Origin of the sequence: Amycolatopsis sp. NPDC051371 (genome assembly GCF_040682155.1) — a bacterium.
Classification (GTDB): Bacteria; Actinomycetota; Actinomycetes; order Mycobacteriales; family Pseudonocardiaceae; genus Amycolatopsis.
In genome coordinates, this window is record NZ_JBFBAG010000002.1 from 164,602 (window position 1) to 187,637 (window position 23,036).

The window sequence follows — 23,036 nt, forward strand, 5'->3', positions numbered from 1 at the left end:
GTCCCGCGTCGTTCGCGGCCGGCCGTGATGTCGCCGGGCGTGTCCCGTCGCACACCTGAATCACGCCACTTCCGTTGGCGCCCACGAGAGGATCCCCTCATCACGTCTTCCACAGTGGACAGTTCGCTGTTCAGCCACCCCGTCGCCGAAGAACCCCGCTCCGAAGCGCTCTCCGCGCCCCAGGACGACCGGTACGGGAGCCTGTTCCGCCAGCCGGCGTACAGCCCGGCGCCGTTCTCCGACGAGGCGACCGAGCCTGCCCCGCGCCAGCGCGGCAGGGCGGCCCACGACCCGTCCGGTCGCCGCGGTCGCCGCTGAGCGAACCGCCCGTCGTCGGTCTCGGGTCGGTGCGTACTCCGCACCGGTCCGGACCATCCCCTAAGACACCCCTAGGGTTGCGCGGAAGAGCCGGGCGGCAGAGGTACGATCGGCCGGTTCCCAGCCACTTCGAAGGGTATTTCCGTTGACCGAATCACTAGCGCAGCGGGTGAAGTCGATCCGCATCGTCAACGGACTGCGCCACCCGCTCCTGGCGGTCGTGGCCCGATACCCGGCCGAGTTCCTCGTCCGGCCGGGCGGTGAGCTCGAGATCCGCGAGACCGCGCCGCGCGGCGGGTACGTCGAGCTCACGCTCGACAGCGAAGAAGAGACCGGCCTGCGGATCGAGACGGGCGAGACCTGCCGGCTGGAGGTCCTCCTCGACGGGGAACCGCAACCGCTGCCGTCCGTCGTCCTGGGCGGTCCCCGCGAGGCGGCGTGGCCGGACCTCGAGGCGGCTTTCGGCAGCCTGCAGGTGTTCGACACCCGGTCGGGCCCGCGGACGGTGCGGCTCGAGGAGAAGAACGGCACCACGACACTGGTGGGCGCCGGCCGCGAGCCGATCCGGTTCGCCGGAGTCGGCGTGAACGACTGCCCGACGGAGCTGATCATCGAGTCGGACGGGCTCCGGATCCGCGGCTCCCACGGTTCGGCCCGCTGAAGGCGCCTAGTCTGGGCGCATGCGCGAATTGCCGGTTTCGACCGAGCGGTTGATCGTGCGGCGGTTCGCCGCGGGGGACGTGGCGGCGTTCGCGGCGTACCGCTCGGATCCCGAGGTCGCCCGCTATCAGGGCTGGGACGCACCGGTTCCGGAGGCGGCCGCCCGGCGGCTCGTGACGGAGTTCGCGGCCGCCGAAGAAGGCACGCCCGGCTGGTTCCAGTACGCCGTCGAGTGTGCCGGCGTCCTGATCGGGGACGTCGGGGTGTGCCTGGACCGCAACCGGATGCAGGCCGAGGTGGGGTTCACGATCGCCCGGGCCCACCAAGGAAAGGGCTACGCGACCGAAGCCGTGCGGTGCGTGCTGGACCGGGTCTTCGCCGCCGGCGTGCGGCGGGTGTCGGCGGAGTGCGACGCGCGGAACACGGCGTCGGCGCGGTTGCTGGAGCGGCTCGGGTTCGGCGCGGAAGGTCATCGGCGCCGGCACACGTGGCTCAAGGGGGAGTGGACGGACGATCTCCTGTTCGGGCTGCTGGCCGAGAGGCGGCGTGCGTCCCCGCCGGCGATCTTTGCCTGCCGGCCGAACCTCCTGGTCGGCGACCTCGGTGCCAGCCTCGACTTCTACGCCGGTGCGCTGGGTTTCCGGATCGGCTGGCGGTGGTCCGACCCGCGGGCCCGGTTCCTGGCCGACGACGAGCCGCACGAGCCGGGAACCGCATTGGTCGGGCGGGACAACGTCCAGATCATGCTGACCCAGGTCACCGGCGTCCACGGGACCCGCCTGCACCTCGACGTCCCTTCGGCGGCGCAGGTCGACGAGCTGTTCCGGGAGTGGACCGGGCGTGGGGTGGACATCGCGGAGCCGCCGTTCGTGCGGCCGTGGGGCATGTACGAGATGCGGGTCCTCGATCCGGACCGCACCGTGCTGAGGGTGAGTTCGCCGCCGGCGCACTAGCGGGTGCGCGGCGAACGGAGCCTTGACACTCACGCCCACTCATTCATACATTCGTCGTCACTTTGTATGATTCGACGTGGGGAGTTGATCCGCATGCGGCTCGGCAAGACCGCCGTCGTCCTGGGTGGGAGCGCCGCCGGACTGTGTTCCGCCGGGGCGCTCGCCCGGCACTTCGACCAGGTCCTCGTGCTCGAACGCGACGAGCTCCCCGCCGAAGCCGAGCACCGCCGCGGGGTGCCGCAGAGCAAGCACCCGCACTTCCTCCTCAACTCGGGCCGCCGCGCGATCGGGGCGCTCTTCGACGGCTTCGAGGACGACCTCATCGCCGCCGGCGGGCTGCACCTGATGCCGTCCATGGACGCCGCCTACCTCGACGGCGAAGGCTGGTCCGCCCGCAAGCGCAGCGCGATGACCATGGTCTACAGCTCGCGGATCCTCATCGAACGCGTCCTGCGGGACAAAGTGCGCGAACTGCCCAACGTCGTCATCCGCGAAGGCGCCGCCGTCACCGGCCTGACCACGCGGGACGGCGAGATCACCGGCGTCGGCTTCACCGCCGACGGAGAGGAGCACGTCGACGCCGACCTCGTCGTGGACGCGATGGGCCGCGGCTCCCCGGTCGGCGGCTGGCTGGTCGCGGCGGGCTGGCCCGAGCCGGAGACCAGGACGCTCGACGCCAAGGTCACCTACACCTCGCGCTGGTACGACCTGCCGGCGCCGCGGCCCGCGACCTGGTGGTGGCGCCACCTGGTGATCATGCCGACGCCGGACAAGGGCGAGCACCCCGCCGAACACGAGTACCTGGTCAACTTCTTCCCCGTCGAGGGCAACCGGGTCATCGCCTGCATGGGTTCGTGGGGCCTGGACATGCCGCGCACGACCGACGCGTTCGTCGAGACGGCCCGCCGCGTGCGGACGCCGATGTTCGCCGCCGCGATGGACCGGTGCGAACCGACCTCGGAAGTCCACCTGACCCGCTCGACCGGCAACAAGTGGCGGCGCTACGACCGCCTGCGCACCCCGCCGCAGAGGCTGGTCTTCGTCGGCGACTCGATCTGCGCGTTCAACCCCTTCTACGCCCAAGGCATCAGCTCCGCGGCCGGTTCGGCCCTACTGCTGCGTGACCACCTCGCCCGCACGAAGCACCTCGACGCGAAGTTTTCCGCCAAGTTCCTTGCCGCGCAACGCAAGCTGCTCAACGTGCCGTGGAGCCTGGCGATGGCCCGCGACCAGGGGTACGAGTGCGCGGAGGGCACCGAGAAACCACGCGAGTGGAAACGCCGGATCCTCGCGGCCGTCTCCGCGCCCGCGTTCAGCCTCATCGTCGGGGCCGCCCGGGAGGACGAGGTCGTCGACGAGCACTTCGCCAAGGTGTTCAACCTCGACGAGTCGCTGGGGGACATGCTGCGCAACCCGCGGGTCATCGGGGGGCTCGTGCGCTACCGCGTCCGCGCGGCGCTCGGCCGGCACCGGGTGCCCTTCGGGTTCGACGCCCAGGCCGAACCGCCCGCCACGGACTATTCGACGGCGACCGCGCGATGACCGCGGCCTGCGGGCCGGACGCCGAAGCCCTCACCCGCGGGCTCGGCTTCGACTGCCACGACGTCGCCCCCGTCGTCTCGGTCCGCTTCCCCTGGGCGCTCGCCCACTGGACGATGCCGCTGCTCGAACTGCTCATCGTCGGCGGTGCCGTCTTCGCGCTGGTGCACGCCGTCCGGCGGTACCGCGCGGGCGACCCGGTCAACCTGGCGCTGTGGTGGGCTTCGCTGGTCTACCTCTTCGTCACCGAGCCACCGCTGTACTTCCCGGAGTGGTTCGGCCTCGACAAGCTGTACGGCTTCATCTTCGCCCACAACCAGTTCACCGTGCAGTTCATGGCGGACCGGCTGCCGCTCTACATCGTGGCGTTCTACCCGGCGATCAGCCAGCTCGCCTACGAGCTCGTGCGGTCGCTCGGGATCTTCCGGAGCCGGGGCCCGTTCGCCGGTTCGGTCGCCGTCGCCTTCGTCTGCCAGGTGTTCTACGAGGTCTTCGACCACCTCGGCCCGCAGCTGAAGTGGTGGGCGTGGAACCCGGGCAACCGGATCGTCAACCACCCCGCGCTGGCGTCGGTGCCGATGACCAGCATGCTGCTGTTCGCCTCCGTCTCGTTCGGCGCGCTGACCTACCTGGTCGTGCGGCTGACCGGCGGCCCGCGCCGCGGGTGGCCGCTGGCGCTGCGCACCCTGGCGGCGGGCGTGCTCACCCCACCCACGATGGCGATCGCCGGCATCCCGTCGAGCCTGGTCGACGGGAACACCGCCGCACAGGCCTGGATCCTCGGCGCCGAGCTGGCGCTCGTCTGGCTGGCCGGCGCCTGGATCATCGTCACGACCCGGGCGGAGCGCGCACCGCAATCCGCGTTCGCGCGGAGCTATCCCGCCGTCTACCTGGGGGCGATGGCGGTGTTCTGGGTCGGGGCCCTCCCGGCGTACCTCGCCGCGGACGACGGCGTCACCGCGGACGGCACTCCGGTCGGAAGCGGGCCCTACGCGCTCGCCTGCTTCGCCGCGGCTGGCCTGGTGCTGGTCGCGCTGTACCGGAAGGCGCGGGCCCCTGCCCCGGTCTGAGCCCGGCCGGTCGGGGAAGATGGGGCGCATGGGGCACCACGGATGGCGGGGCAACCCGCCCGGCACGGAGGACGAGGCACGCCGCCGCATCGTCGAAGCGGCGACGGCGTGCCTCGACCGGGCCGGGCTCGCGAAGACCAGCCTGTCCGACGTCGCCGCCGAAGCCGGGGTGACGCGGCAGACCGTCTACCGCTACTTCCCGAGCCTGAACGACATCCTGCGCGCGGTCGCGCTGGCCGGCGTCGAGGAGTTCGCCGGGCGGATGGAACGCCACCTCGCCTCCTTCGGCAGCGCCACCGAAGTCGCCGTGGAATCCGTGGTGTTCGCGGTCCGGACGTTGCCCGGCGAGCCCCACCTGGGTCTGCTCCTGCAAGCGGGAGAAGCCGACTTCTTCACGGTGGGCGTGATCTCACCGTTGGCTTTTTCCTACGGCGCAAGGATCCTGCGCAACGTCCCGGTGGACTGGGCCGCCGTCGGCGTCACCACCGACGACGACCTCCAGGGGCTCGCCGAGCTCCTGATGCGCCTCTTCCTGTCGTTCCTGCAGTACCCGTCGACCCCGCCGCTCACCGACGACGGGATCCGCGCGCTCGTCCGCCGCTGGATCGGACCCGCCCTGCGCGGGTGATCACCCGACCAGGTGGCCGAGGGCCCGCAGGGAGTTCGGGTGGTCCGCCGGGACCACGCCCGAGTACACCGCCGTCCAGCAGGACGGGCAGCAGTACTGGCGGAACACGACGGCCGCGTCCACGTAGTCGGCCGCGCTCGCGATGATCTGCGGGCCCGCGTCCGTGGGCGGACCTTCGTAGACCGCCACCGCCGGTTCGCCGTCCGCCGTGCGGAGGTGCTCGCCGCAGTGACCGCAGGCCAGACCGCCGTCCGCGGGCTCGACCAGGTTGTCGTCGAGCCGGCGGGCGCCGGACAGGCCGGTCTTGCCGAGCGACGTTCCCGGCACCTGCGAACGCGAACGGCGTGCGTCGCGCTGCCGGGACCGCTCGGCCGTCGTCGCGGCCGTGTCCACGACTCCCTCGCGGACGACGACGCCGTAGACGTCGAGTGCCGCCGCCGGGCTGATCTTGGCCTCGCGCAGGTCGCGGGCCACGGCGGCCGGCTCCCGGGTGAGGGGGTCGCCGTAGCCGCCGCCACCCTGCCACGTCATCGCGAAGACCTCACCGGGCGCGAGGTAGCTCGACGCGTAGTTCTGACCGGGCTCCAGCGCGTCCCCAAGTTCGTCCATTGTGGACGGAATGCGTCCGGAAGCGAGCAGGGACGCGACCGGGCTCTGCCGCGCGACGACGTCGAGACCGCTATTGCCCGGGTGCCCGCCGGCGAGCCCGCCGTTCTGCGCGATCGCCTTGCCCGCCGACGCCAGCACGAGTCCCATCGGGATGCTAGTGCCGTGCGGGGTCATCGCGATCGACGCGCCGAGCCCGCCGCGGTGCCTTCCCGGCCCGCCGGAGTCGGGGACTTCGCGCCGCCACAACGTCAGTACGGGGTAGAGGAACTCGGTCATCTCGACGTCGGGGACGCGGCCCATCGGGATGCAGAACAGGCCGCCGGTGTCGATGCCGTCGGCGTCCGGGCGCGCGCCGTAGCCGCCGGCCATCGGTTCCATGATGATGCTCAGGAACGGCGCCGGCGTCTCGCCGCGTTCGTCGAGCCCGGCGATCACCGCGGTGTCCCAGGTGCCGCAACACGTCGCCTGGACGCTCTTGCCGAGTTCCAAGTCCCGGTCGAGCATCTGCGCGAGGCATTCGGCGATGAGGTTGCCGGTGAGCCAGGCCGGGCCGATCGGGCCGCGGCCGACCGCGGCGGGGAACGTCGCGTTGTTGAGCGTCCCCTCCTCGGTGACGAGGTCGAAGCAGCGCATCAGCCCGCCCGCCGACCACGGGATGTCGCCGGCCAGGATCGGCAGCAGCGCCAGCATCACGCCGCCGCGCATGCCCGCGTACGTGCAGTTGATGACGCCTGCTTGGGGATCGGTGCCGGTGAAGTCGAACGTCAGGTGGTCGCCGGTCTTGGTCGTGGTGACCGTGATCTTGTGCAGGCCGCGGTCGCCCTCGTGCGACTGGTCCTGGTAGCCGGTCGCCGACCAGGAGCCGTCCGGCAGCGCGGAAAGCTTGTCCCGCAACCGGCTTTCGGCGTCGGACATCATCCGCTTCATGACGGCCTTGACGGTGTCGGGGCCGTACTGCTCGATGAGCGCGTGCAGGCGTTCGGCGCCGACGTTGTTCGCGCCGATCTTCGCGCGCAGGTCGAGCCCGACGAGCATCGGCACGCGGGAGCGGCGCACCCAGAGGTCGGCGACGTCGCGCTGGAGCCGTCCGTCGCGGACCACCTTCACCGGCGGGGTCGGCAGGGACTCGGAGAAGACGTCCTCGGCGGCGGGGGAGAAGGAGCCGAGCCCGACGCCGCCGAGGTCGGGCTGGTGGGCGATGGCGCTGGTCCAGGCGAAGAGCTTGCCGTCGTGGAACACCGGCTGGTAGACGATGACGTCGTTCTGGTGCAGCCCGCCGCCGACCCAGGGGTCGTTGCAGAGGAACATGTCGCCGGCCTCGATGCCCGGGTTGGCCGCGCGGTTGCGCAGCGTCCAGTAGATGGCGAGGTCGACGGCGCCGACGAGCATCGTGTTGTAGAGGCCGACCTGCACCTCCTGGCCGAGCTCGTCGGAGATGGCGAAGTCGAAGTCGTTGGCGTCGGTGACGATCGGCGAGCCGGACATGCGCTTGAGCGCCTCGCCCATCTCGTCGGTGACCGACCACAGCCGGTGCCGGATGACCTCGTAGGTCAGCGGGTCGAGGGCGTCGATCTGGTCTTGGGTGACACTGTGGACGTCCAAAGAGGACGGCAGTGAGCGCTGGAGCTCACCGAGGTCGACGGGCCGGCTGGAGAACTGCTCCGACCCCGGGATGGGCATGCTCATGACGCGCTCCTGATCGTGAGGTTGCCGAGGTGGTCGACGGTGCCGGTGGAGCCGGCGGGCACCACGACGGTGGTGGTCGGGACTTCGACGATGGCGGGGCCGGTCAGCACGTGCCCGCTGCGGAGTTCGCGGTAGTCGTAGACGGCGGTGCCGACGTACCCGAGAGCGGCGTCGAGGCAGACAGGCCGGGTGCCGGCCGGCGTGGCGGGCGAATCCGCAACCGGAACCTCGGGCAGCCGCGGGCTGAACGGCAGGATGCCGACGCCGCGGACCCGGAACGTGATGGCCTGGATCCCGGCTTCGCGGAACCCGGCGTCCTTGCCGTACAGCGCGGCATAACGCTCTTCGAACCCGGCGGCGGCTTCCTCGATCGCCGCCATGTCGAGGGGTCCCTGGACGACGGGCGTCGTGACCTCGGCGAGCTGCATCGAGTAGCGCATGTCGACTTCGCGATACAGCTCGACCTTCTCGAACTTCAGGCCCTGGCGGTCCAAGCCCTCGCGGACGCGCTGTTCCAGCCGGTCGAAGTTGCGTTCGGCGCGCTGCGGGTCGAAGGGGACGTTCAGCGGGTCGGACAGCTCGGCCGCCAGCACGATGTCCGACGACGCGAGCCCGAACGCGGAGAACGCCGACGCGACCGGCCCGAGCGGGACGACGACCTCGGTGCACCCGACTTCGGCCGCGTAGCCCGCGCAATGCGCCGGGCCGGCGCCGCCGAAGGCGTAGAGCACGAACCCGCGGGGGTCGTGCCCGGCTTCGACGACGGTCTTGCGCAGCAGGTCGCCGGTCTGGGCGTTCTGCACGGTGTAGATCGCGGCCGCGGCTTCCTCGACGGTGAGGCCGAGCGGCTTGGCGATGTGCGTGTCGATCGCTTCGCGCGCCAGCTCCAGCGACAGCGGCTTGCGGCCGCCGAGCAGCCCGCGCTCGGGCAGGATGCCGAGCACCAGGTTGGCGTCGGTGTTGGTCGGCTCGGTGCCGCCGTTGCCGTAGCACGCGGGACCCGGCACGGCCTGGGCGCTGTGCGGCCCGATGCGCAGGTTCCCGCCGGCGTCGAGCCAGGCGATCGCGCCGCCGCCGGACCCGATCGCGTCGACCCGCAGCGTGGGGACGTTGATCGGGTGGTGGTTGATGACGGTCGTGGTGTCGCGCACCGGTTCGCCGTCGACCACCAGCCCGGCGAGGAACGTCGTGCCGCCGACGTCGGTGGAGATGATGTTCCGGTGCCCGAGCTGACGGCCGAGCGCGACCGAGCCGATCACCCCGCCGGTGAGGACGGACCCGACGGTGCTGATCGCCGCGGCCGGGGCCTCCTTGGCGGCCACCGCGCCGCCGTTGCTCTGCATCACCAGCAGCGGCCCGGAAAGCCGGTTCTCGCGCAGCGTGTCTTCGAGCGTCGTGAGGTAGTCGCGCAGGCCGGGGCCGATCTGCGTGCTCATGATCGTGGTGGCGTTGCGGGCGAACTCGCGGATGCGCGGGCTCACTTCGGACGACAGCGCGACGAAGACGTCCGGGTCCTCCTCGGCGATCAGCTCGCGGATCCGCTGTTCGTGCGCCGGGTTGCGGAACGACCACAGCAGCGACACGGCGATCGCGCGGACGCCGTCACCCAGCAGTTCGCGGATCTTCGCGCGGGCATCGTCTTCGTCGAGCCGGACGACGACGGTGCCGTCGCGGTCGACCCGCTCGGTCACCTCGAGGGCGAGCCGCTTGGGCAGCAGACCGTGGTCTTTCTTCTGCCGCAGCACGTTCTGCAGCTCGTGGGGCGAGCGCCCGAGGTAGCGGCCTTCGACGTTCATGATGAAGATCGAGTCGCGGTGGCCCTTGGTGGTGAGGAACCCGACCGGCGGCACGTTGCCCGTCACCAGCGCGTTGAGCGACGACGTGGTCCCGTGGGCGATGTGGTGGGTGTCCGCCAGCATCTCCGGCAGCGGCTTGCCGAGCTGCTCGGCCAGCAGCCCGAGCACGTCGAGCACGCCCTGGGAGTAGTCGGGCGGGGTCGAGGGGGACTTCGCGGCGAGCACGGTCCCGGCGTCGTCGTCGAGAACGGCATCGGTGAACGTGCCGCCCACGTCCACGCCGATGACATAGGCCATGACTCACGCTCCTTTGCGCGGAGAAAGCTGCTAACTGAGGCGTAGACTATTCAACACATGTGACAAGAGTCAACCCTCTTGACGCGGTATGGTCGATGACGTCAAATAGTCGACGTACACGTCAAACAGGGAGGTCGGGATGCAGCCACGCCGAGTCGCGGTGCTGGGCGGAGGGCCAGGAGGGCTCTACGCCGCGCGACTGCTCAAGCTCGCGTTTCCGTCCTGCGAAGTCGCCGTGCACGAGCAGGGCGAGCCGGACACGACCTTCGGATTCGGCGTCGGGCTGGCCGCCGGCACCCAGCGCAAACTGGCCGCGGCCGACCCCGACACCCTGCGCGACCTGGTCGCCGCGGGCTGCCGGCACGACATGACCCTGCGGGTCGACGGCCGCGTCGCCCGGGTTCGCAACGACCGGCTGGTCGGCGTCGCCCGCACCGAACTGCTGGCCATCCTGCAGCGCCACGCGGAGAAGGCCGGGGTGGAGCTGAACTTCGGGAGCCGACGCTCGGCCGCCGACCTCGACGCCGACGTCGTGGTCGCCGCCGACGGCGTCGGCAGCGTGACGCGCGAGCAGGGCTCGTTCGGCGCCCGGATCGGCACCGGGCGGGGCCTGTACCTCTGGTGCGGGGCCGACTTCGCCTTGGACGACGCGCTGTTCGAGCCGGTCCGCACCGAGCACGGCGTCTTCGTCACGCACGCCTACCCGTACGGCACGGGCAACAGCACGTTCCTCATCGAGACCGACGAAGCCACCTGGCGCCGGGCCGGCTTCGACCGCGCCACCGACGAAACGTCGTCCGACGAAGTGTCCCTGCGGTACCTGCAGGACGCGTTCGCCGAGCCGCTGCGCGGGCACCGGCTGATCGGCAACCGCACGCGCTGGCTGCGCTTCCGGACCGTCCACTGTGCCCGGTGGTCGGCCGGGAACACCGTGTTGCTCGGCGACGCCGCGCACACCGCGCACTTCTCCATCGGATCCGGCACGAAACTCGCCATGGAGGACGCGATCGGCCTGGTCGACGCCCTGCGTTCCGCGCCCGGCACCGCCGAAGCGTTCACTCGGTACGAGGCGGACCGGCGGCCGGCCGTCGAGCGGCTGCAGGAGCTGGCCCGCCGCAGCCGGCTGTGGTGGGAGGCGTTCCCGGCGCGGCTGCACCTGCCGGTGGAACAGCTGATGGTCGCCTACATGACCCGCGCGGGGAACGTCCCGCTGGAGCGCTTCGCGGCCACCAGCCCGGACCTCGTCGCCACCGCGCTGACCCAGTACGCCGGGACATCACCACCCGCGGACGGGCTCGTCGACTGGGTGCTCGACCAGCAGCCGGCCCCGCCCGGCGACCTCGTCACGATCGACGACGTCGTCGCCGACCCGTGGGACGAGGCCGGGGACGCGGTCGTGGCCCGCGCCCGCACCGCCCGTGAGCGTGGCGCCGCCGGGTTCCGGTTCACCGGACCGGGTGATCGCGGTGCCCTGCTCACCCGGCTGGACCTCGCCGAGCGCGTCCGGCTCGAAGCGGGTGGGATCGTGCTGGTGGAGGGACCGGCGGCGCTGCGGGACGACCTGGCCGCCGGGCTGGTCAGCGCCCGCACCGACCTGATCGAGGAGACCGCATGAGCGCCGCGCGCTGGGGCGACAAGGTCGTCGCGTACCCGGAGGACGCCGTGCGCGCGTACCGGGAGGGCGGGCTGTGGGATACCCGGACGATCGCCGACCAGCTGCACCAGGTCGCGCTGGCCCACCCGGATCGCGACGCCGTCGTCGCGCTCGACGGCCGGGTCACCTTCCGCGAGCTGGACGAGCGCACCGACCTGCTGGCCGCGGGGCTCGCCGCGCTCGGCCTCGAACCCGGTGACCCGGTGCTCTTCCAGGCCGGCAACCGGCTCGCGACAGTGCTCGCCTGGTACGGCGTGCTCAAAGCCGGTCTGGTGCCGGTGTGCACCCTGGCGGCGCACCGCGGGCACGAGATCGGCGAGATCAGCCGCCGGGTGGGCGCCGTCGCACACGTCGTCGAGACCGGCGGGTTCGACCTCGTCGGCTTCGCTCTCGAGCAGGGCGTCGACCACCCGACCCTGCGGCACGTGCTGGTCCTCGGCGACGACCCGCGCGGCATCGCCGTCTCCGGGCTCGGGAGGGACCTCGACGCGGGGGCCGCGCGCAAGACCGTCGAGGAGATCCAGGCGGGCATCGGCCCGGACGACGTCGCGGTGTTCCAGCTCTCCGGCGGCACCACCGGCGTGCCCAAGGTGATCCCGCGGCTGCACGCGGAGTACTGGTACAACGCCCTGGCCTACGCGCAATCCTGGGGCTGGTCCCCGGAATCCCGCGTCGCCCACCTGATCCCGATCGTGCACAACGCCGGCATCGTCTGCGCGCTGCACGGCCCGCACAGCGTCGGCGCTTCGCTGATCCTCGGCACCGCCGACCTGGACGCGTCACTCCCGCTGCTGGCGCGTGAGGCGGCCACCCACGTCCTGCTGGGGCACGGCCACTTCCGGGCCGTCGGGCACCCGGGGTTCGCCGCCGCGGCGGCGGCGCTGACCCAGATCGTCTTGTCCGGCACCAAGGTCCCGCCCGCGCTGTTCGACGACCTCGAGCGCCGCGGACTGTGGTCGGCGCAGCTGTTCGGCATGGGCGAGGGCCTGTTCCTCACCACCCGGCCCGGCGCACCCCGGGCCGCGCGGGCCACGACCGTCGGCACGCCACTGTCCGAATTGGACGAAGTGCGCGTGCTGGAACCCGGTACCGACGAAGAAGTCCCGGACGGTGAGATCGGCGAGCTGTGCTGCCGCGGCCCGTACACGCTGCGCGGCTACTTCGACGCCGACGAGCACAACGCGCGCGCGTTCACCGCCGACGGCTTCTACCGCACCGGCGACCTCGCCGCGGTGCGGGTGATCGACGGCGTGCGCTATGTGTCGATCGAGGGCCGGATCAAGGACGTCATCAACCGCGGCGGCGAGAAGATCAACGCCGAAGAGGTCGAACTGCTCCTGCTGCGCCACCCGCTCGTCACCGGCGTGGCCGTGGTGGCGATGCCCGACCCGCGGCTGGGGGAGCGCACCTGCGCGTTCGTGACCGGCGGTCCGCTGGACCTGGCGGAAGTCCAGCGGCACTTCGCCGAACAGGGCGTGGCGAAGTTCAAGTGGCCCGAACGCGTCGAAGTCGTCGCCGAAATCCCCCGCACCCTCGTCGGAAAACTGGACAAGAAGCGGCTGCAGGCGGAGATCGCCGCGAAGCTCGCCGCCGAACAAGGAGGAACCCCGTGACCCCGCACCGGATCGGCCTGGTCGTCCCCAGCTCGAACGTCACCGTCGAGACGGAGATCCCGGCGCTGCTCGCGCGCCACCCCTCCGCCGCGTTTTCCTTCCACAGCAGCCGGATGCGCATGCACAAGGTGTCGCCGGAGGAGCTGCGCGCGATGAACTCCCAGCGTGAACGCTGCGTCGACGAGCTGGCCGACGCGGGCGTCGACGCGCTGCTCTACGCGTGCCTCGTCGCGGTGATGGCGCAGGGGCCGGGGGAGCACGAGCGTACGGAGAAAGCCGTGACCGGGCAGCTGGCGGCCCGCGACGCGCACCCGGCCGTGCTGTCCAGCGCCGGAGCGCTCGTCGAAGGGCTGCGCGCACTCGACGCCCGGCGGATCGCCCTCGTGACGCCGTACCTGCGGCCGCTCGCCGAAGAAGTCGTCGCCTACCTGCGGGCCGAAGGCTTCGACGTCGTGGACTGGGTCGCGCTCGAAGTCGCGGACAACGCCGAAGTCGGGTGCATCCCGGGCGACCAGGTGCTGGCCGCCGCGCGCGGGCTGAACCTGACCGATGCCGACGCCTTGGTCATCTCCGCCTGCGTCCAGATGCCCTCGCTGGACCTGGTCGAACCCGCCGAGACGGAGTTCGGGCTCCCGGTGCTGTCGGCCGCCACGGCGGGCGCGTACGCGCTCTTGCGGGGCTTGAACCTCGCGCCGCGGCTGCCGGGAGCCGGGCGGCTGCTCGCGGGACCTCTACCATCACGAGGATGAGCGGCAGCACACCGCGGGGCGGGCCCCGCGAAAAGGGGACCACCGCCCGGCGGGAACTGGTGGAGAACGAGCTGTACGAGCACGCCACCCGGCTCTTCGCCGAGCGCGGCTTCGCCGGCACGAGCCTGCAGGACATCGCCGACGCGCTCGGCATCACGCGTCCCGCGCTCTACTACTACGTCAAGAGCAAGGAAGAGCTGCTCGCCAAGCTCGTCACCGAGGTCACCAACGGGCCCTTGGAAGAGCTCACCGAGCTGGTGGCGCGGGACCTCGACCCGGTGGCGAAGCTGCGCGGCATCGTGGAGATCATCGTCGGCCGCCGCGCCCGGCAGCCCGAGCGGTTCCGGCTGCTCATCCGGTCCGAGGCCGAACTGCCCGCGGAACTCACCGAGGCCTACGACGAGGGCCGCCGCGCCGTCCTCAAGACGATCGCCGGCGTCATCGACGAGGGCGTGCGAGTGGGACGGTTCCGTCCGGTCGACGCGCGCGTCGCGGCCCTCGGCGTGCTCGGCATGTGCAACTGGGTGGCGTGGTGGTTCCACCCGGGCGGCCGCGACACCGCCGACGCGGTCGTCGAGCAGCTCGCCGACATGGCCGTCGGCGCTCTGCAGCGTCCCGACCAGCACGTTCTCGACGGTGAGGGGCCGGCCGCGGCGTTGAAGATGCTGCGTCAGGACCTCGATCACCTGGAGCGCATCCTCGACGTCTGATGCTCCGGCTCGAAGCCCCTTCGCCACGGCGGAGGGGCTTCTCCGTGCCGTGATCGAGCACGTAACTCGCGTGATCAGGGCCGGAACTCGCGTGATTGGGCACGTAACTCGCGTGATTGGGCCCGTAACGTCGTTGATCACGCGAGTTCCGGCTTCAAACACGCGAGTTCCGGCTCTGATCACGCGACGTCCGGGTGGAGCCGCAGGGTGATTCTGCGCAGGCGTCAGAATATTGACTCGATCGTTGACTTCCGCGTACCTTGAACTTCACGAGACCATGCGGGAGGCAGTCATGACCGAGCTGGACCACCGGGTGCGGGGCGTCGACCACGTCGCGTTCCCCACCTTCGACCCCGCCGCCACGGTGCGCTTCTACCGGGACGTGCTCGGGTTCCCGGTCGTGCACTCGATCTGCGCGGCGGGCTGGGGTCCGGAGAACCACCCCGACTTCATCCACTTCTTCTTCGACATCGGCAACGACGACCGGATCGCGTTCTTCTACTACTTCGGCACCACTCCCGAGATCGGCGGCGCACCCGGGGTCCAGGGCGACGTCTACGCGCGGTTCGGCGCCGAGGTGCCCGAGTTCTTCGTGCGGTCGCGGCACTTGGCGATCCACGTCAACGACGAAGCGGACCTGCTGGAGTACCGGCGCCGGCTCGACGCGAGCGACTGGCCGGTCGAGATGCAGATCCAGCACGAGACCATCGAGTCGATCTACACCCACGACCCGAACGGCTACATGTTCGAGATCACCCGCGCGATGCGCCCGGTGACGCCCCAGGAGGACCTGGACGCGAACCTGACGATCGACGCGCTGCTCGACGTCGTCGGCGAGCCGGAGCCGACGTTCGGGAAGCTGCTGGCGCGCAAGGCGGAGCTGATCGTCGAGCACGCGGCGGACTGGGAACCCGCGCGATGACGGCGCTCTACGTCCTCGACGTCCCGGAGAACACCGCCGTGGCCAAGATCGCCGCCGTGGACCCCGCGGTCACGGTCGGGCGGATCGGGCCGTACTTCGAGATCAGCGCGACGGGCCCGATCGTGGTGGACCGGCGCGCGACCGGCTGCCGCCACGCCGTCTGGTACTCGTGCATCGCCGGCGTGGCCCGCGACAGCCGGATCACCCAGCACGACAAGAACGCGCTGCGCGTGGAGCCGGTGTGAGCGAGCGACTGGGTGCCGGGCGGTACGTCGCGGCGGGGGAGCGGCCGGCTTCCACCGTGCACGAACTGACCACCGCGGACGGCGCCACCGTGCGCGGTGTGCTGTCCACTGTGGCCGGTGCCCGGACGGTCGTGACCCTCATGCACCCGCGTCAGGACCTGACGCACCACCCGCTCGTCCCGCTGCTGCTGCGTGCCGGGGTCGCGGTGTGGACCCAGCACACCCGCTCGGTCAACAACGACCTGAACCTGGTCCACGAGCAGGCGTTGCACGACGTCGCCGCCGGTCAGGTCTTCTTGCGGCAGCAGGGTTTCGACTCGCTGGTGCTGCTGGGGCACTCCGGCGGCGGCACGCTCTTCGCGTACTACTGCGAGCAGGCGGCCCGCACGGACCGCGTCGAAACCACTCCCGGCGGCCGGCCGACCCGCTTGGCCGAGGCGGAGATGCCGCTACCGGACGGCGTCGTCTTCCTGGCGCCGCACCCGGGTCAGGGCCGGCTCCTGCTCGCCTGCATCGACCCGTCGGTGGCCGACGAGACCGACCCGATGTCGGTGGTGCCCGAGCTCGACCCGTTCTCCCCGGCCAACGGCTTCGCCGAGCCGCCCGGAAGTTCCTCCTACGCCCCGGAATTCCTGGACCGCTACCGCGCGGCGCAACGCGACCGCGTCGCCCGCATCGACGCGGTGGCCCGCGCGCACCTGGCCGAGACGGCCGCCGCGCGCGAGGCGTTCAAGTCCGGCGGCCGGGCCGAAGACCGCCGTCGTTCGCTGGCTCCTCGCGTGATCACGGTGTTCCGCACCGACGCCGACCCGCGCACGGTCGACCTCACGCTGGATCCGAGCGAACGGCCGTACGGCTCGTTGTTCGGCAAGCGCCCCGACCTCATCGACTACGGCCTGGTCGGCTTCGGCCGCCTGGCGACGCCCGAAGCGTGGCTGTCGACGTGGTCCGGCCTGAGCTCCCGCGCCGACTTCGTCCGCTGCGCGCCGGGCGTCACGATCCCGACGCTGTTCGTCGAGCTGACCGGCGACCAGGCGGCCTTCCCGGCCGACTCCCGGCGCATGATCGAGGCCCTGGGTGCCGCGGACCTGACGAGCACGACGGTCCGTGGCCTCCACTTCGGCGGCGCCATCGCCGACGGCGAGCCCACGGGCAACGAGCTGGCCGCCGCCGAGATCACCGAGTGGCTGGGCAAGCGTTTCCCGCTGTCACTTCCGCACTGAGGTCGTGCCGCTGCTCAGCGGTGTTCCGTCCGGGCTCGTCGGAACCACCGGCGGGACGACCGCGCCGTGCTCGTCGACCAGGACCGAATGCGGCTCGCCGGCTTCGAAGGCGTGCCGCTCACCCCACTGCCGCAGGGTGACGATCACGGCGAAGAGGTCCTGTCCGGCGGCGGTGAGCGCGTACTGCCGGCGTTTGCCCGACGGCGCCTCGACCTGCGCGAGCAGGCCGTGGGCGGTCAGCTTGCGGAGCCGGTCGGCGAGGATGTTGCGGGCGATGCCCGTGCGCTGCTGGAAGTCGGTGAACGAGCGGGCGCCGTCCATCGCGTCCCGGACGATCAGCAGGCTCCACCGATCGCCGATCAGGTCCACGGTCCGCGCGACCGGGCAGGTCGGGTCCGTCCACATCGCGCCACCTCCACTGAGTTGCGTAATGAAACCATTCTGACCTACTCTTCGAAGAGTTGCAAACCGCAACCAATTGGGGAGGCGTGGTGGGACGCGGAACGAGGCTGCTGCTGGCGGTGGTGTGCGGGGTCGCGGTCGCGGGCGTCTACGCCGGGCAACCGGTCCTGGGCCCGATGGGTGACGACCTCGGTGTTCCCCGCGAGTCGGCCGGCTGGTTCGTGGCCGCGGGCCAGCTGGGCTACCTGGCGGGTCTGGTGCTGCTGGTACCCCTGGGCGACCGGCTCGACCGACGTCGGTTGATCGCCGGGCACCTGGGTCTGGTGGCGGTGGGCCTGGCGGTCACGGCGGCGGCTCCGGTCGCGTGGATGGCGTTCGCCGGCCTCGCCGCCGCGGGAGTCTTCGCGGTGGTGGTGCAGACGACGGTCGCGTACACGGCGTCGCTTTCGTGCCCGTCCGAGCGAGGCCGCAACCTCGGCGTGGTGACGTCCGGCGTGGTGGCCGGCATCCTCGGCGCCCGGGTCGTCACCGGGACTCTGTCGGACCTGTGGGGGTGGCGTGGCAGCTACTTCGCCTTGGCAGCGCTCGCTTTGGTTCTCTGCGTGCTGTGTCTCGTCGCGCTGCCGGCGGACCTCCGGACCGGCGCCGAGCCCTACGGCCGGACCCTCCTAGCGTTCTTCGGGTTGTTCACCCGGCCGCTGTTCCTCGGTCGCGGACTGAGCGCGTTCTTCGTGTTCGCGTCCTTCGGCACCCTGTGGAGTGGCTTGGCGCTTCCGTTGGCCGGCGAGCCGTGGCACTTGAGCGAGACGCAGATCGGGCTGTTCGGCATCGCCGGCCTGGCGGGAGCTTGGGGAGCGGCTCGATCCGGCCGCTGGGGCGACGCCGGCCACGCGGGGCGGGTCACGGGCATCGCACTGGTTCTCCTGCTCGGTTCGTGGCTCGCGATCGGGCAGCTCGGTCGGTCCCTGGTGGTGCTGGCCGTCGGCGTGCTCGTGCTGGACTTCGCGGTGCAGGTCGTGCACGTGAGCAATCAGCACCTCCTGACGGCCACGTTCGCCGACCGCACCAGCACGACGATCGGCGCGTACATGGTGTTCTATTCGCTGGGCTCGGCACTCGGAGCCGCGGCGACCACGAGGGTGTTCGCCGCCTGGGGCTGGCCGGGCTCGACCATCCTGGGCGCGGCACTGGCCTTCTGCGCCCTGATCGTCTGGTTCACTCAGTGGTCGGTGCCAGGCGCAAGGTCGACGCGCCTTCACCAGTCAGTGCTGAAACGGCGTCGACCATGGCGGCGCACCGGGGATCCCGGTGGACGGCGGTCAGGACGCGTTCGCGGTCGGCGGCGTCTTCGAACCGCCGGATCCAGATGAAGGAGTCTTCGTCGCCGAGCGCGGTGAACGATCCCACCACCTGCATCCCCAGTTCCCGGTGCAGCGGGATGACGGTCTCGGTCATGCGGCGGGCCAGTTCGGCGCCGTGCCCCGGGTGGGCGTGCTCGGTGCGCAGTTCGTAGAACATCGATGGTGCTCCTCGGGACAGCGGTCAGGTTCGGGGGATGCGGCGTGCGGCGGCGAGTGCGTAGACGTCCGGGGAGCCTTCCCACGGGGCGGTGCGCCGCACGGCCCAGTGCCGGATGAGCCACCGTCCGCCGACTTTGCGCAGCTTCAGCTCCCAGTAGCCGCGCATCGTGCAGTGATCGACCACGCCGGGATCGGCGGGGACGTGGTGGTAGGCGACCATGTGCGTGCGGCAGTCGGCCTCGTCGCCGGACCGCCGCACGACGAGGCCGGTGGCGGCGTGGTGGGTGCAGTCGAAACCCTCCAGCGTCGCCCGGGCCAGCTCGACCAGGTCGGCGGCCGTGACGGTCTCCGGTGGCCGGCCGTGGTGGTGGGTCGAGAGATCCAGCATGACCTCTTCGGCGAACAGCCGCCGCAGGGCGATCCAGTCCCGGTCGTCCTGGGCGTGGGCGAGACCGGCGACGACGTCGGCGATGGCCGTCCGGTCGACCAGCTCCTGCAGTGCGCTCATGCGCGAGCCTCCTCGGCCGTGGGGTGTCCGGTGTCCGGCCGGTCGATCAGCGGCAGGATCAGCCGGCTGGGGTGGGCGGGTCCGTGGTGGACGCGGTTGACGGCGACGGTCAGGTCGTCCTCGCCGTCGGTGGCGACCGTGCCGCCGGTGTTGGGGTTGCGGTCGTAGCGGGGGAAGTTGCTGCTGGAGACCTCGAGCCGGATGCGGTGCCCGGGCAGGAAGACGTTCGCGGTGACGCCCAGGTCGATCGTGAGTTCGCCGATCGCTCCCGGTTCCAGGAGCGTGGGCTCGGTCAGGGAGTCGCGGTAGCGGACGCGCTGGATGCCTTCGCACAGCAGGATCGCCCGGCGGTCGGGGTGCACGTCGACGAGCTTGCCGGTGAAGTCGGTGTCCGGCGCCGAAGAGGACACGCGCAGCACCAGGGTGACGTGGCCGGTGACCTCGAGGGGACGCTCCAGGACGGGAGTGGTGAAGCAGAGCACGTCCTCGCGCGTTTCGACCGCTGCCTGGTCGGCCGGGCCGGGGTAGGCGCCCGGCGCGGCGGCGAGCACGGTGCCGCCCAAGGTGGGGACCGGGTCGCGCGGGTCGTAGCCGAAGGTGTCGGCCGTCTCCGCCGACGGGGCGTCGCGCGTCAGGACGCCGTCGCCGGTCGCGGTGTTGGCCCGGCCGCCGCCGGTGAGGAAGTAGCCGGTGTAGCGGGTGTCCGGCAGTGGCCAGTCCGGTTCGTCACGCCACCGGTCGACGCCCATGACGAAGATCCGGACCCGGTGGGGGTCGTCGGGAACGTCCGTCCGGCCGCGGACCCAGCGGTCGAAGAACCGCAGGTGGGCTTCGGTGACGCCGGCGGCCTTGATGCTGCCGGCGAGCCCGAACGACCGGTCGGGGTAGGTGCCGAGATCGGTGCCGTCGGCGTGGGACCACGGACCGACGAGCAGCCGTTGGCCGTCCCGTGCCTCGGCGCTGCCGCCGTGGCGGCGCATCATCGTGTAGGCACGCACGGTCTCGCCGATGAACACGTCGTACCACCCTCCTGTGTGGAGCGCGGGAACGGTGATGCGATCGCAGTGGTCGATCGCCGCGATCTCTTGCCAGAAGTCGTCTCGTTCCGGGTGGCCGAGCACTTGACCGAGCCAGGGCAGGGAGCGGGTCAGCGCGTCGCGCCGGGCGAGGGGCAGCGGTTCGTGCAGTGATCGCGGGTCGGCCAAGCCGGCCAGCAGTGCCCCGGCGTCGGCGGGGTCACCGTGTCCGTCGGTGAGACCGCGGCGCAGGTTGCGCACTGCCGAAAGTGTGCCCCAGGTCAGGACGGCGTCCTGCGACAACGCACCGCCCGGCGAACGCCACGGTGCCGCGTACGGGTCGGCAGAGGTCATCGCCGGGGCGATCGCGCGCAACGCCGGCGTGTCGTGCGGCGCCGCCTGCCACTGCGCGAAACCCATGTAGGAGCCGCCCCACATGCCGACCGCGCCGTCACACCACGGCTGCCCGGCCAGCCACGCGAGCGTGTCGAGGCCGTCCGGGCCTTCGTGGGTGTGCGGCTCGAACGTCCCGGGGGAGCGGGAGGTGCCACGGACATCCTGCGCCACCACCGCGTAGCCGGCTTCGACGAGGGCGAACACGTCCGGGAGCTTCGGGTTTCCGTACAGTCCGGCGTCGTCCTTGCCGTAGGGCGTGCGGACCAGCAACGCGGGGAACGGTCCCGGCCCGGCCGGGAGCCACACGTTGGTGGCGAGTTCGACGCCGTCGCGCATCGGCACCCGCACGTCGACTTCCACCGTGAAGGTCATGCCTGCACCGGGTTCTCGGTGGCCGCGTGTGCCGGAGTCATCATCCAGTGGCTGAACGCGGCGTAGTGCCGCGCGAACTGCCGCGGGGTGGGCGCGTGTTCCACCGCCGCCGAGAGCTCCGCGACGCGGGCGTACCGGGGGATCCGGTCCGCTTCGTAGGCGGCCAGCGCCGCGGGCACGTCCCCGGCCGGGGTGAGCAGACGGCCGAGCAGCGCGGCGTCTTCGATGCCCAGCGTCGCGCCTGCGGTGATGTGCGGTGACATCGCGTGCGCCGCGTCCCCGGCGAGCACGACGCGCGCGGAAACCCAGTGCGGCAGCGGAGGTACGAGCATGATCCGGTTGTGCAGGATCCGGTCCTCGGGCGTCGCGGCGATCAGCTCGGCCAGGACTCCGCTGTTCCCGCCGTCCTCCAGGTGCGCGACGCGGTCCAGCGCCTGCTGCTTCAGGGTTCCGGCCGGTTCCGGCGCGTCGAACTGGTTCACCAGCCAGTAAACGTGGCCGTCGTGGGTGCGCACGTACCCGCCGCGGCAGCCGTGGGCGCCCAGGATCAGCCGATCCTCGGTCAGCGCGAGGCCCGGGTCCGGGATGACCGCGCGCCAGGCGTGGTGACCGAGGTGTTCCTGCACGGGCGTACCCGGCACCAGCTGCCCGCGCACCGCCGAGTACGCGCCGTCCGCACCGACGAGCACGTCGGCGTTCTCTTCGCTGCCATCGGTCAACCGCACCCCGACGTGGTCCGCGTGCTCCTCGTAGCCGGCGAATCCGGTGGCCAGGCGGAGGTTCTCCCGCCCGACGGCGTCGGCCAGCAGATCGGTCAGCTTCGCGCGGTGCACCAGGAGGAACCGGTGGTCTTCGACGCCGAACTCCGGGGTTTCGAGCAGCCGGCCGGCCGCGTCGTGGAAGTACATTTCGCCGGGTTTGCCGATGGCGCGGACCCGGTCGCCGACGCCGAGGTCGTCGAAGACCGCCAGCGCGTTGGCCCAGAGTCCCAGCCCCGCCCCGGCGGCTCGGAGCTCCGGTGCCTGCTCGTGGATCACCACGTCGATTCCGGCGCGGCGCAGGGCGAGCCCGCTCGTCAGGCCCACGATCCCGCCCCCGATCACCACAGCTCGCATCAGGCTCCTCCTTCGATCGTCGTTCGAGTTCGACGCTAGGCACGGACGCCGTTTTACTCCAGTGCAACGTCGATAGGGACTGATTCCGTCTGTGATAATCGGGAAGTGGACTACGACCTGAACCTCATCGAGGCGTTGGACGCGCTGCTCACCGAGAGCAGCGTGACGAAGGCGGCGGCGCGCCTGCACACCTCGGCGCCGGCGATGGGCCGCACCCTCGCCCGCCTGCGGCGCGCGTTCGACGACCCGCTCCTCGTCCGTGCCGGACGCGACCTCGTGCCCACACCTCGGGCGCTGGAGCTGCGCAGCGAGGTGCACGCGGTCACCGCCCGGGCACGAGCGTTGTTCAGCCCGTCGAACGCCGTCGATCCGCGCACCGCGGTGCGCATGTTCGACCTGCAGGTCACCGACATGCTGTCCACGACGTTCATCCCGTCCCTCATCGACGACCTGAGGAGCCAGGCGCCGGGAATCTCCCTGCGGCTGCGGCCGGAAAACCTCGAGGACACCCCGGCTCTGCGCGAAGGCCTCGTGGACCTGGAAATCGGGACCATCCGCGCGGGCGACCCGGAGATCCACTCCGAAACGCTCGTCACCGAGACACTGGTCGGCGCGGTCCGGCCGGACCACCCGCTCGCGCGGGTCAAGACGGTCACGCCGCGGCGGTTCGCCGCGGCCGACCACATCGCCGTGTCGCGGCGGGGCCGGGCGCACGGCCCGATCGACGAGCGCCTCGCCGACCTGGGCTTGAGCCGGCGCGTGCTCACCGTGGTCCCCAGCTTCGCGAGCGCGCTGTACCTGGCCCGCGAAACCGACGTCGTCTGCGTCGCTCCCGCCAGGCTGGGACGCTCGATGCTGGACACGCTCGGGCTGCGGACGTTCCCGATTCCCCTGGCCCTGCCGGACATCGCGATCGGCATGGCCTGGCACCCCCGCAACCACCACGACCGCACGCACGAACTGCTGCGTGCGCGCACCCGGCACATCATGGCCACCCTCGCCGCATCGAGCTGACGCTTCCGCGCGGAAGGGAAA

The 23,036-nt window shown here is 71.5% G+C and carries 21 protein-coding genes and 1 pseudogene; 15 read left to right on the forward strand and 7 right to left on the reverse strand.

What is annotated here, in order from left to right; translation table 11 throughout:
- Positions 1 to 114 precede the first annotated feature (114 nt).
- From AB0M59_RS02985 to AB0M59_RS03010, 6 genes are all read left to right on the forward strand, one after another.
- Positions 115 to 318: a hypothetical protein gene (locus AB0M59_RS02985; protein ID WP_364607567.1), complete on the forward strand. Its 204-nt coding sequence runs from the start codon at positions 115 to 117 to the stop codon at positions 316 to 318.
- A 145-nt stretch (positions 319 to 463) separates the two neighbouring features.
- Positions 464 to 979 carry a hypothetical protein gene (locus AB0M59_RS02990; protein WP_364607570.1) on the forward strand — a complete coding sequence of 172 codons (516 nt, stop codon included), beginning with the start codon at positions 464 to 466 and terminating at the stop codon, positions 977 to 979.
- A gap of 19 nt (positions 980 to 998) precedes the next feature.
- Complete coding sequence (locus tag AB0M59_RS02995; RefSeq protein ID WP_364607573.1) at positions 999 to 1,931, forward strand: GNAT family N-acetyltransferase; 933 nt, start codon at positions 999 to 1,001, stop codon at positions 1,929 to 1,931.
- Positions 1,932 to 2,024: 93 nt separating this feature from the next.
- Complete coding sequence (locus AB0M59_RS03000; RefSeq protein WP_364607576.1) at positions 2,025 to 3,473, forward strand: FAD-dependent monooxygenase; 1,449 nt, start codon at positions 2,025 to 2,027, stop codon at positions 3,471 to 3,473.
- Positions 3,470 to 4,540, forward strand: a complete 1,071-nt coding sequence (locus tag AB0M59_RS03005) for a hypothetical protein (protein ID WP_364607578.1) — start codon at positions 3,470 to 3,472, stop codon at positions 4,538 to 4,540. Before AB0M59_RS03000 ends, AB0M59_RS03005 begins: the two co-directional genes overlap by 4 nt.
- A 28-nt stretch (positions 4,541 to 4,568) precedes the next feature.
- A complete protein-coding gene (locus AB0M59_RS03010) occupies positions 4,569 to 5,168 on the forward strand; it encodes a TetR/AcrR family transcriptional regulator (protein WP_364607581.1) in 600 nt (199 codons plus the stop codon).
- On the opposite strand, the gene AB0M59_RS03015 is transcribed toward AB0M59_RS03010, so the two are convergent.
- Both AB0M59_RS03015 and AB0M59_RS03020 read right to left on the reverse strand, forming a co-directional pair.
- Positions 5,169 to 7,463, reverse strand: coding sequence for a hydantoinase B/oxoprolinase family protein (locus AB0M59_RS03015; RefSeq protein WP_364607584.1), 2,295 nt, complete (start codon positions 7,461 to 7,463; stop codon positions 5,169 to 5,171).
- Positions 7,460 to 9,556 (reverse strand): hydantoinase/oxoprolinase family protein, encoded by a 2,097-nt coding sequence (locus AB0M59_RS03020; protein WP_364607587.1) that lies wholly within the window; start codon positions 9,554 to 9,556, stop codon positions 7,460 to 7,462. Before AB0M59_RS03020 ends, AB0M59_RS03015 begins: the two co-directional genes overlap by 4 nt.
- A 139-nt stretch (positions 9,557 to 9,695) precedes the next feature.
- On the opposite strand from AB0M59_RS03020, the gene AB0M59_RS03025 reads away from it, so the two are divergent.
- The 7 genes from AB0M59_RS03025 to AB0M59_RS03055 all read left to right on the forward strand — a co-directional run bounded on the left by AB0M59_RS03025 (position 9,696) and on the right by AB0M59_RS03055 (position 16,672).
- On the forward strand, positions 9,696 to 11,171 hold the full coding sequence (locus AB0M59_RS03025) for an FAD-dependent monooxygenase (RefSeq protein ID WP_364607590.1): 1,476 nt from the start codon (positions 9,696 to 9,698) through the stop codon (positions 11,169 to 11,171).
- On the forward strand, positions 11,168 to 12,823 hold the full coding sequence (locus AB0M59_RS03030) for an AMP-binding protein (RefSeq protein WP_364607593.1): 1,656 nt from the start codon (positions 11,168 to 11,170) through the stop codon (positions 12,821 to 12,823). Before AB0M59_RS03025 ends, AB0M59_RS03030 begins: the two co-directional genes overlap by 4 nt.
- Positions 12,820 to 13,572: a maleate cis-trans isomerase gene (locus AB0M59_RS03035; protein ID WP_364607596.1), complete on the forward strand. Its 753-nt coding sequence runs from the start codon at positions 12,820 to 12,822 to the stop codon at positions 13,570 to 13,572. Before AB0M59_RS03030 ends, AB0M59_RS03035 begins: the two co-directional genes overlap by 4 nt.
- Positions 13,569 to 14,282, forward strand: a complete 714-nt coding sequence (locus AB0M59_RS03040; protein WP_364607599.1) for a TetR/AcrR family transcriptional regulator — start codon at positions 13,569 to 13,571, stop codon at positions 14,280 to 14,282. The genes AB0M59_RS03035 and AB0M59_RS03040 overlap by 4 nt, the downstream gene beginning before the upstream one ends.
- A gap of 292 nt (positions 14,283 to 14,574) precedes the next feature.
- Positions 14,575 to 15,204 carry a VOC family protein gene (locus AB0M59_RS03045; protein WP_364607602.1) on the forward strand — a complete coding sequence of 210 codons (630 nt, stop codon included), beginning with the start codon at positions 14,575 to 14,577 and terminating at the stop codon, positions 15,202 to 15,204.
- Positions 15,201 to 15,449 carry a hypothetical protein gene (locus AB0M59_RS03050; RefSeq protein WP_364607605.1) on the forward strand — a complete coding sequence of 83 codons (249 nt, stop codon included), beginning with the start codon at positions 15,201 to 15,203 and terminating at the stop codon, positions 15,447 to 15,449. Before AB0M59_RS03045 ends, AB0M59_RS03050 begins: the two co-directional genes overlap by 4 nt.
- A complete protein-coding gene (locus AB0M59_RS03055; protein WP_364607608.1) occupies positions 15,446 to 16,672 on the forward strand; it encodes an alpha/beta hydrolase in 1,227 nt (408 codons plus the stop codon). Before AB0M59_RS03050 ends, AB0M59_RS03055 begins: the two co-directional genes overlap by 4 nt.
- Here the strand turns inward: AB0M59_RS03055 and AB0M59_RS03060 are convergent.
- Positions 16,658 to 17,077 carry a helix-turn-helix domain-containing protein gene (locus AB0M59_RS03060; protein WP_364607611.1) on the reverse strand — a complete coding sequence of 140 codons (420 nt, stop codon included), beginning with the start codon at positions 17,075 to 17,077 and terminating at the stop codon, positions 16,658 to 16,660. The genes AB0M59_RS03055 and AB0M59_RS03060 overlap by 15 nt on opposite strands.
- 86 nt (positions 17,078 to 17,163) lie before the next feature.
- On the opposite strand from AB0M59_RS03060, the gene AB0M59_RS03065 reads away from it, so the two are divergent.
- A complete protein-coding gene (locus AB0M59_RS03065; RefSeq protein WP_364607613.1) occupies positions 17,164 to 18,444 on the forward strand; it encodes an MFS transporter in 1,281 nt (426 codons plus the stop codon).
- Here the strand turns inward: AB0M59_RS03065 and AB0M59_RS03070 are convergent.
- The 4 genes and pseudogenes from AB0M59_RS03070 to AB0M59_RS03085 all read right to left on the reverse strand — a co-directional run.
- A pseudogene (locus AB0M59_RS03070) lies at positions 18,395 to 18,592 on the reverse strand (NIPSNAP family protein); the annotation flags it as partial. The gene AB0M59_RS03065 and the pseudogene AB0M59_RS03070 sit on opposite strands and share 50 nt — an antisense overlap.
- A 24-nt stretch (positions 18,593 to 18,616) precedes the next feature.
- Positions 18,617 to 19,102 (reverse strand): nuclear transport factor 2 family protein, encoded by a 486-nt coding sequence (locus tag AB0M59_RS03075; RefSeq protein ID WP_364607616.1) that lies wholly within the window; start codon positions 19,100 to 19,102, stop codon positions 18,617 to 18,619.
- Entirely contained in the window at positions 19,099 to 20,886 is a 1,788-nt protein-coding gene (locus AB0M59_RS03080) for a CocE/NonD family hydrolase (protein WP_364607619.1), read from the reverse strand. The genes AB0M59_RS03075 and AB0M59_RS03080 overlap by 4 nt, the downstream gene beginning before the upstream one ends.
- On the reverse strand, positions 20,883 to 22,001 hold the full coding sequence (locus AB0M59_RS03085) for an FAD-dependent monooxygenase (protein WP_364607622.1): 1,119 nt from the start codon (positions 21,999 to 22,001) through the stop codon (positions 20,883 to 20,885). The genes AB0M59_RS03080 and AB0M59_RS03085 overlap by 4 nt, the downstream gene beginning before the upstream one ends.
- Before the next feature lie 105 nt (positions 22,002 to 22,106).
- Between AB0M59_RS03085 and AB0M59_RS03090 the strand changes: the two genes are divergently transcribed.
- Positions 22,107 to 23,015 (forward strand): LysR family transcriptional regulator, encoded by a 909-nt coding sequence (locus AB0M59_RS03090; RefSeq protein WP_364607625.1) that lies wholly within the window; start codon positions 22,107 to 22,109, stop codon positions 23,013 to 23,015.
- The last annotated feature ends 21 nt before the right edge of the window (positions 23,016 to 23,036 follow it).

Bases quoted from the DNA above. Each gene is read 5' to 3' on its own strand.
- AB0M59_RS03025 (WP_364607590.1), top strand. From the start codon at position 9,696: ATGCAGCCACGCCGAGTCGCGGTGCTGGGCGGAGGGCCAGGAGGGCTC.
- AB0M59_RS03050 (WP_364607605.1), top strand. From the start codon at position 15,201: ATGACGGCGCTCTACGTCCTCGACGTCCCGGAGAACACCGCCGTGGCC.
- AB0M59_RS03030 (WP_364607593.1), top strand. From the start codon at position 11,168: ATGAGCGCCGCGCGCTGGGGCGACAAGGTCGTCGCGTACCCGGAGGAC.
- AB0M59_RS03040 (WP_364607599.1), top strand. From the start codon at position 13,569: ATGAGCGGCAGCACACCGCGGGGCGGGCCCCGCGAAAAGGGGACCACC.
- AB0M59_RS03020 (WP_364607587.1), bottom strand. From the start codon at position 9,556: ATGGCCTATGTCATCGGCGTGGACGTGGGCGGCACGTTCACCGATGCC.
- AB0M59_RS03000 (WP_364607576.1), top strand. From the start codon at position 2,025: ATGCGGCTCGGCAAGACCGCCGTCGTCCTGGGTGGGAGCGCCGCCGGA.
- AB0M59_RS03060 (WP_364607611.1), bottom strand. From the start codon at position 17,077: ATGTGGACGGACCCGACCTGCCCGGTCGCGCGGACCGTGGACCTGATC.
- AB0M59_RS03005 (WP_364607578.1), top strand. From the start codon at position 3,470: ATGACCGCGGCCTGCGGGCCGGACGCCGAAGCCCTCACCCGCGGGCTC.
- AB0M59_RS03045 (WP_364607602.1), top strand. From the start codon at position 14,575: ATGACCGAGCTGGACCACCGGGTGCGGGGCGTCGACCACGTCGCGTTC.
- AB0M59_RS03010 (WP_364607581.1), top strand. From the start codon at position 4,569: ATGGGGCACCACGGATGGCGGGGCAACCCGCCCGGCACGGAGGACGAG.
- AB0M59_RS02995 (WP_364607573.1), top strand. From the start codon at position 999: ATGCGCGAATTGCCGGTTTCGACCGAGCGGTTGATCGTGCGGCGGTTC.
- AB0M59_RS03015 (WP_364607584.1), bottom strand. From the start codon at position 7,463: ATGAGCATGCCCATCCCGGGGTCGGAGCAGTTCTCCAGCCGGCCCGTC.
- AB0M59_RS03085 (WP_364607622.1), bottom strand. From the start codon at position 22,001: ATGCGAGCTGTGGTGATCGGGGGCGGGATCGTGGGCCTGACGAGCGGG.
- AB0M59_RS03075 (WP_364607616.1), bottom strand. From the start codon at position 19,102: ATGAGCGCACTGCAGGAGCTGGTCGACCGGACGGCCATCGCCGACGTC.
- AB0M59_RS03080 (WP_364607619.1), bottom strand. From the start codon at position 20,886: ATGACCTTCACGGTGGAAGTCGACGTGCGGGTGCCGATGCGCGACGGC.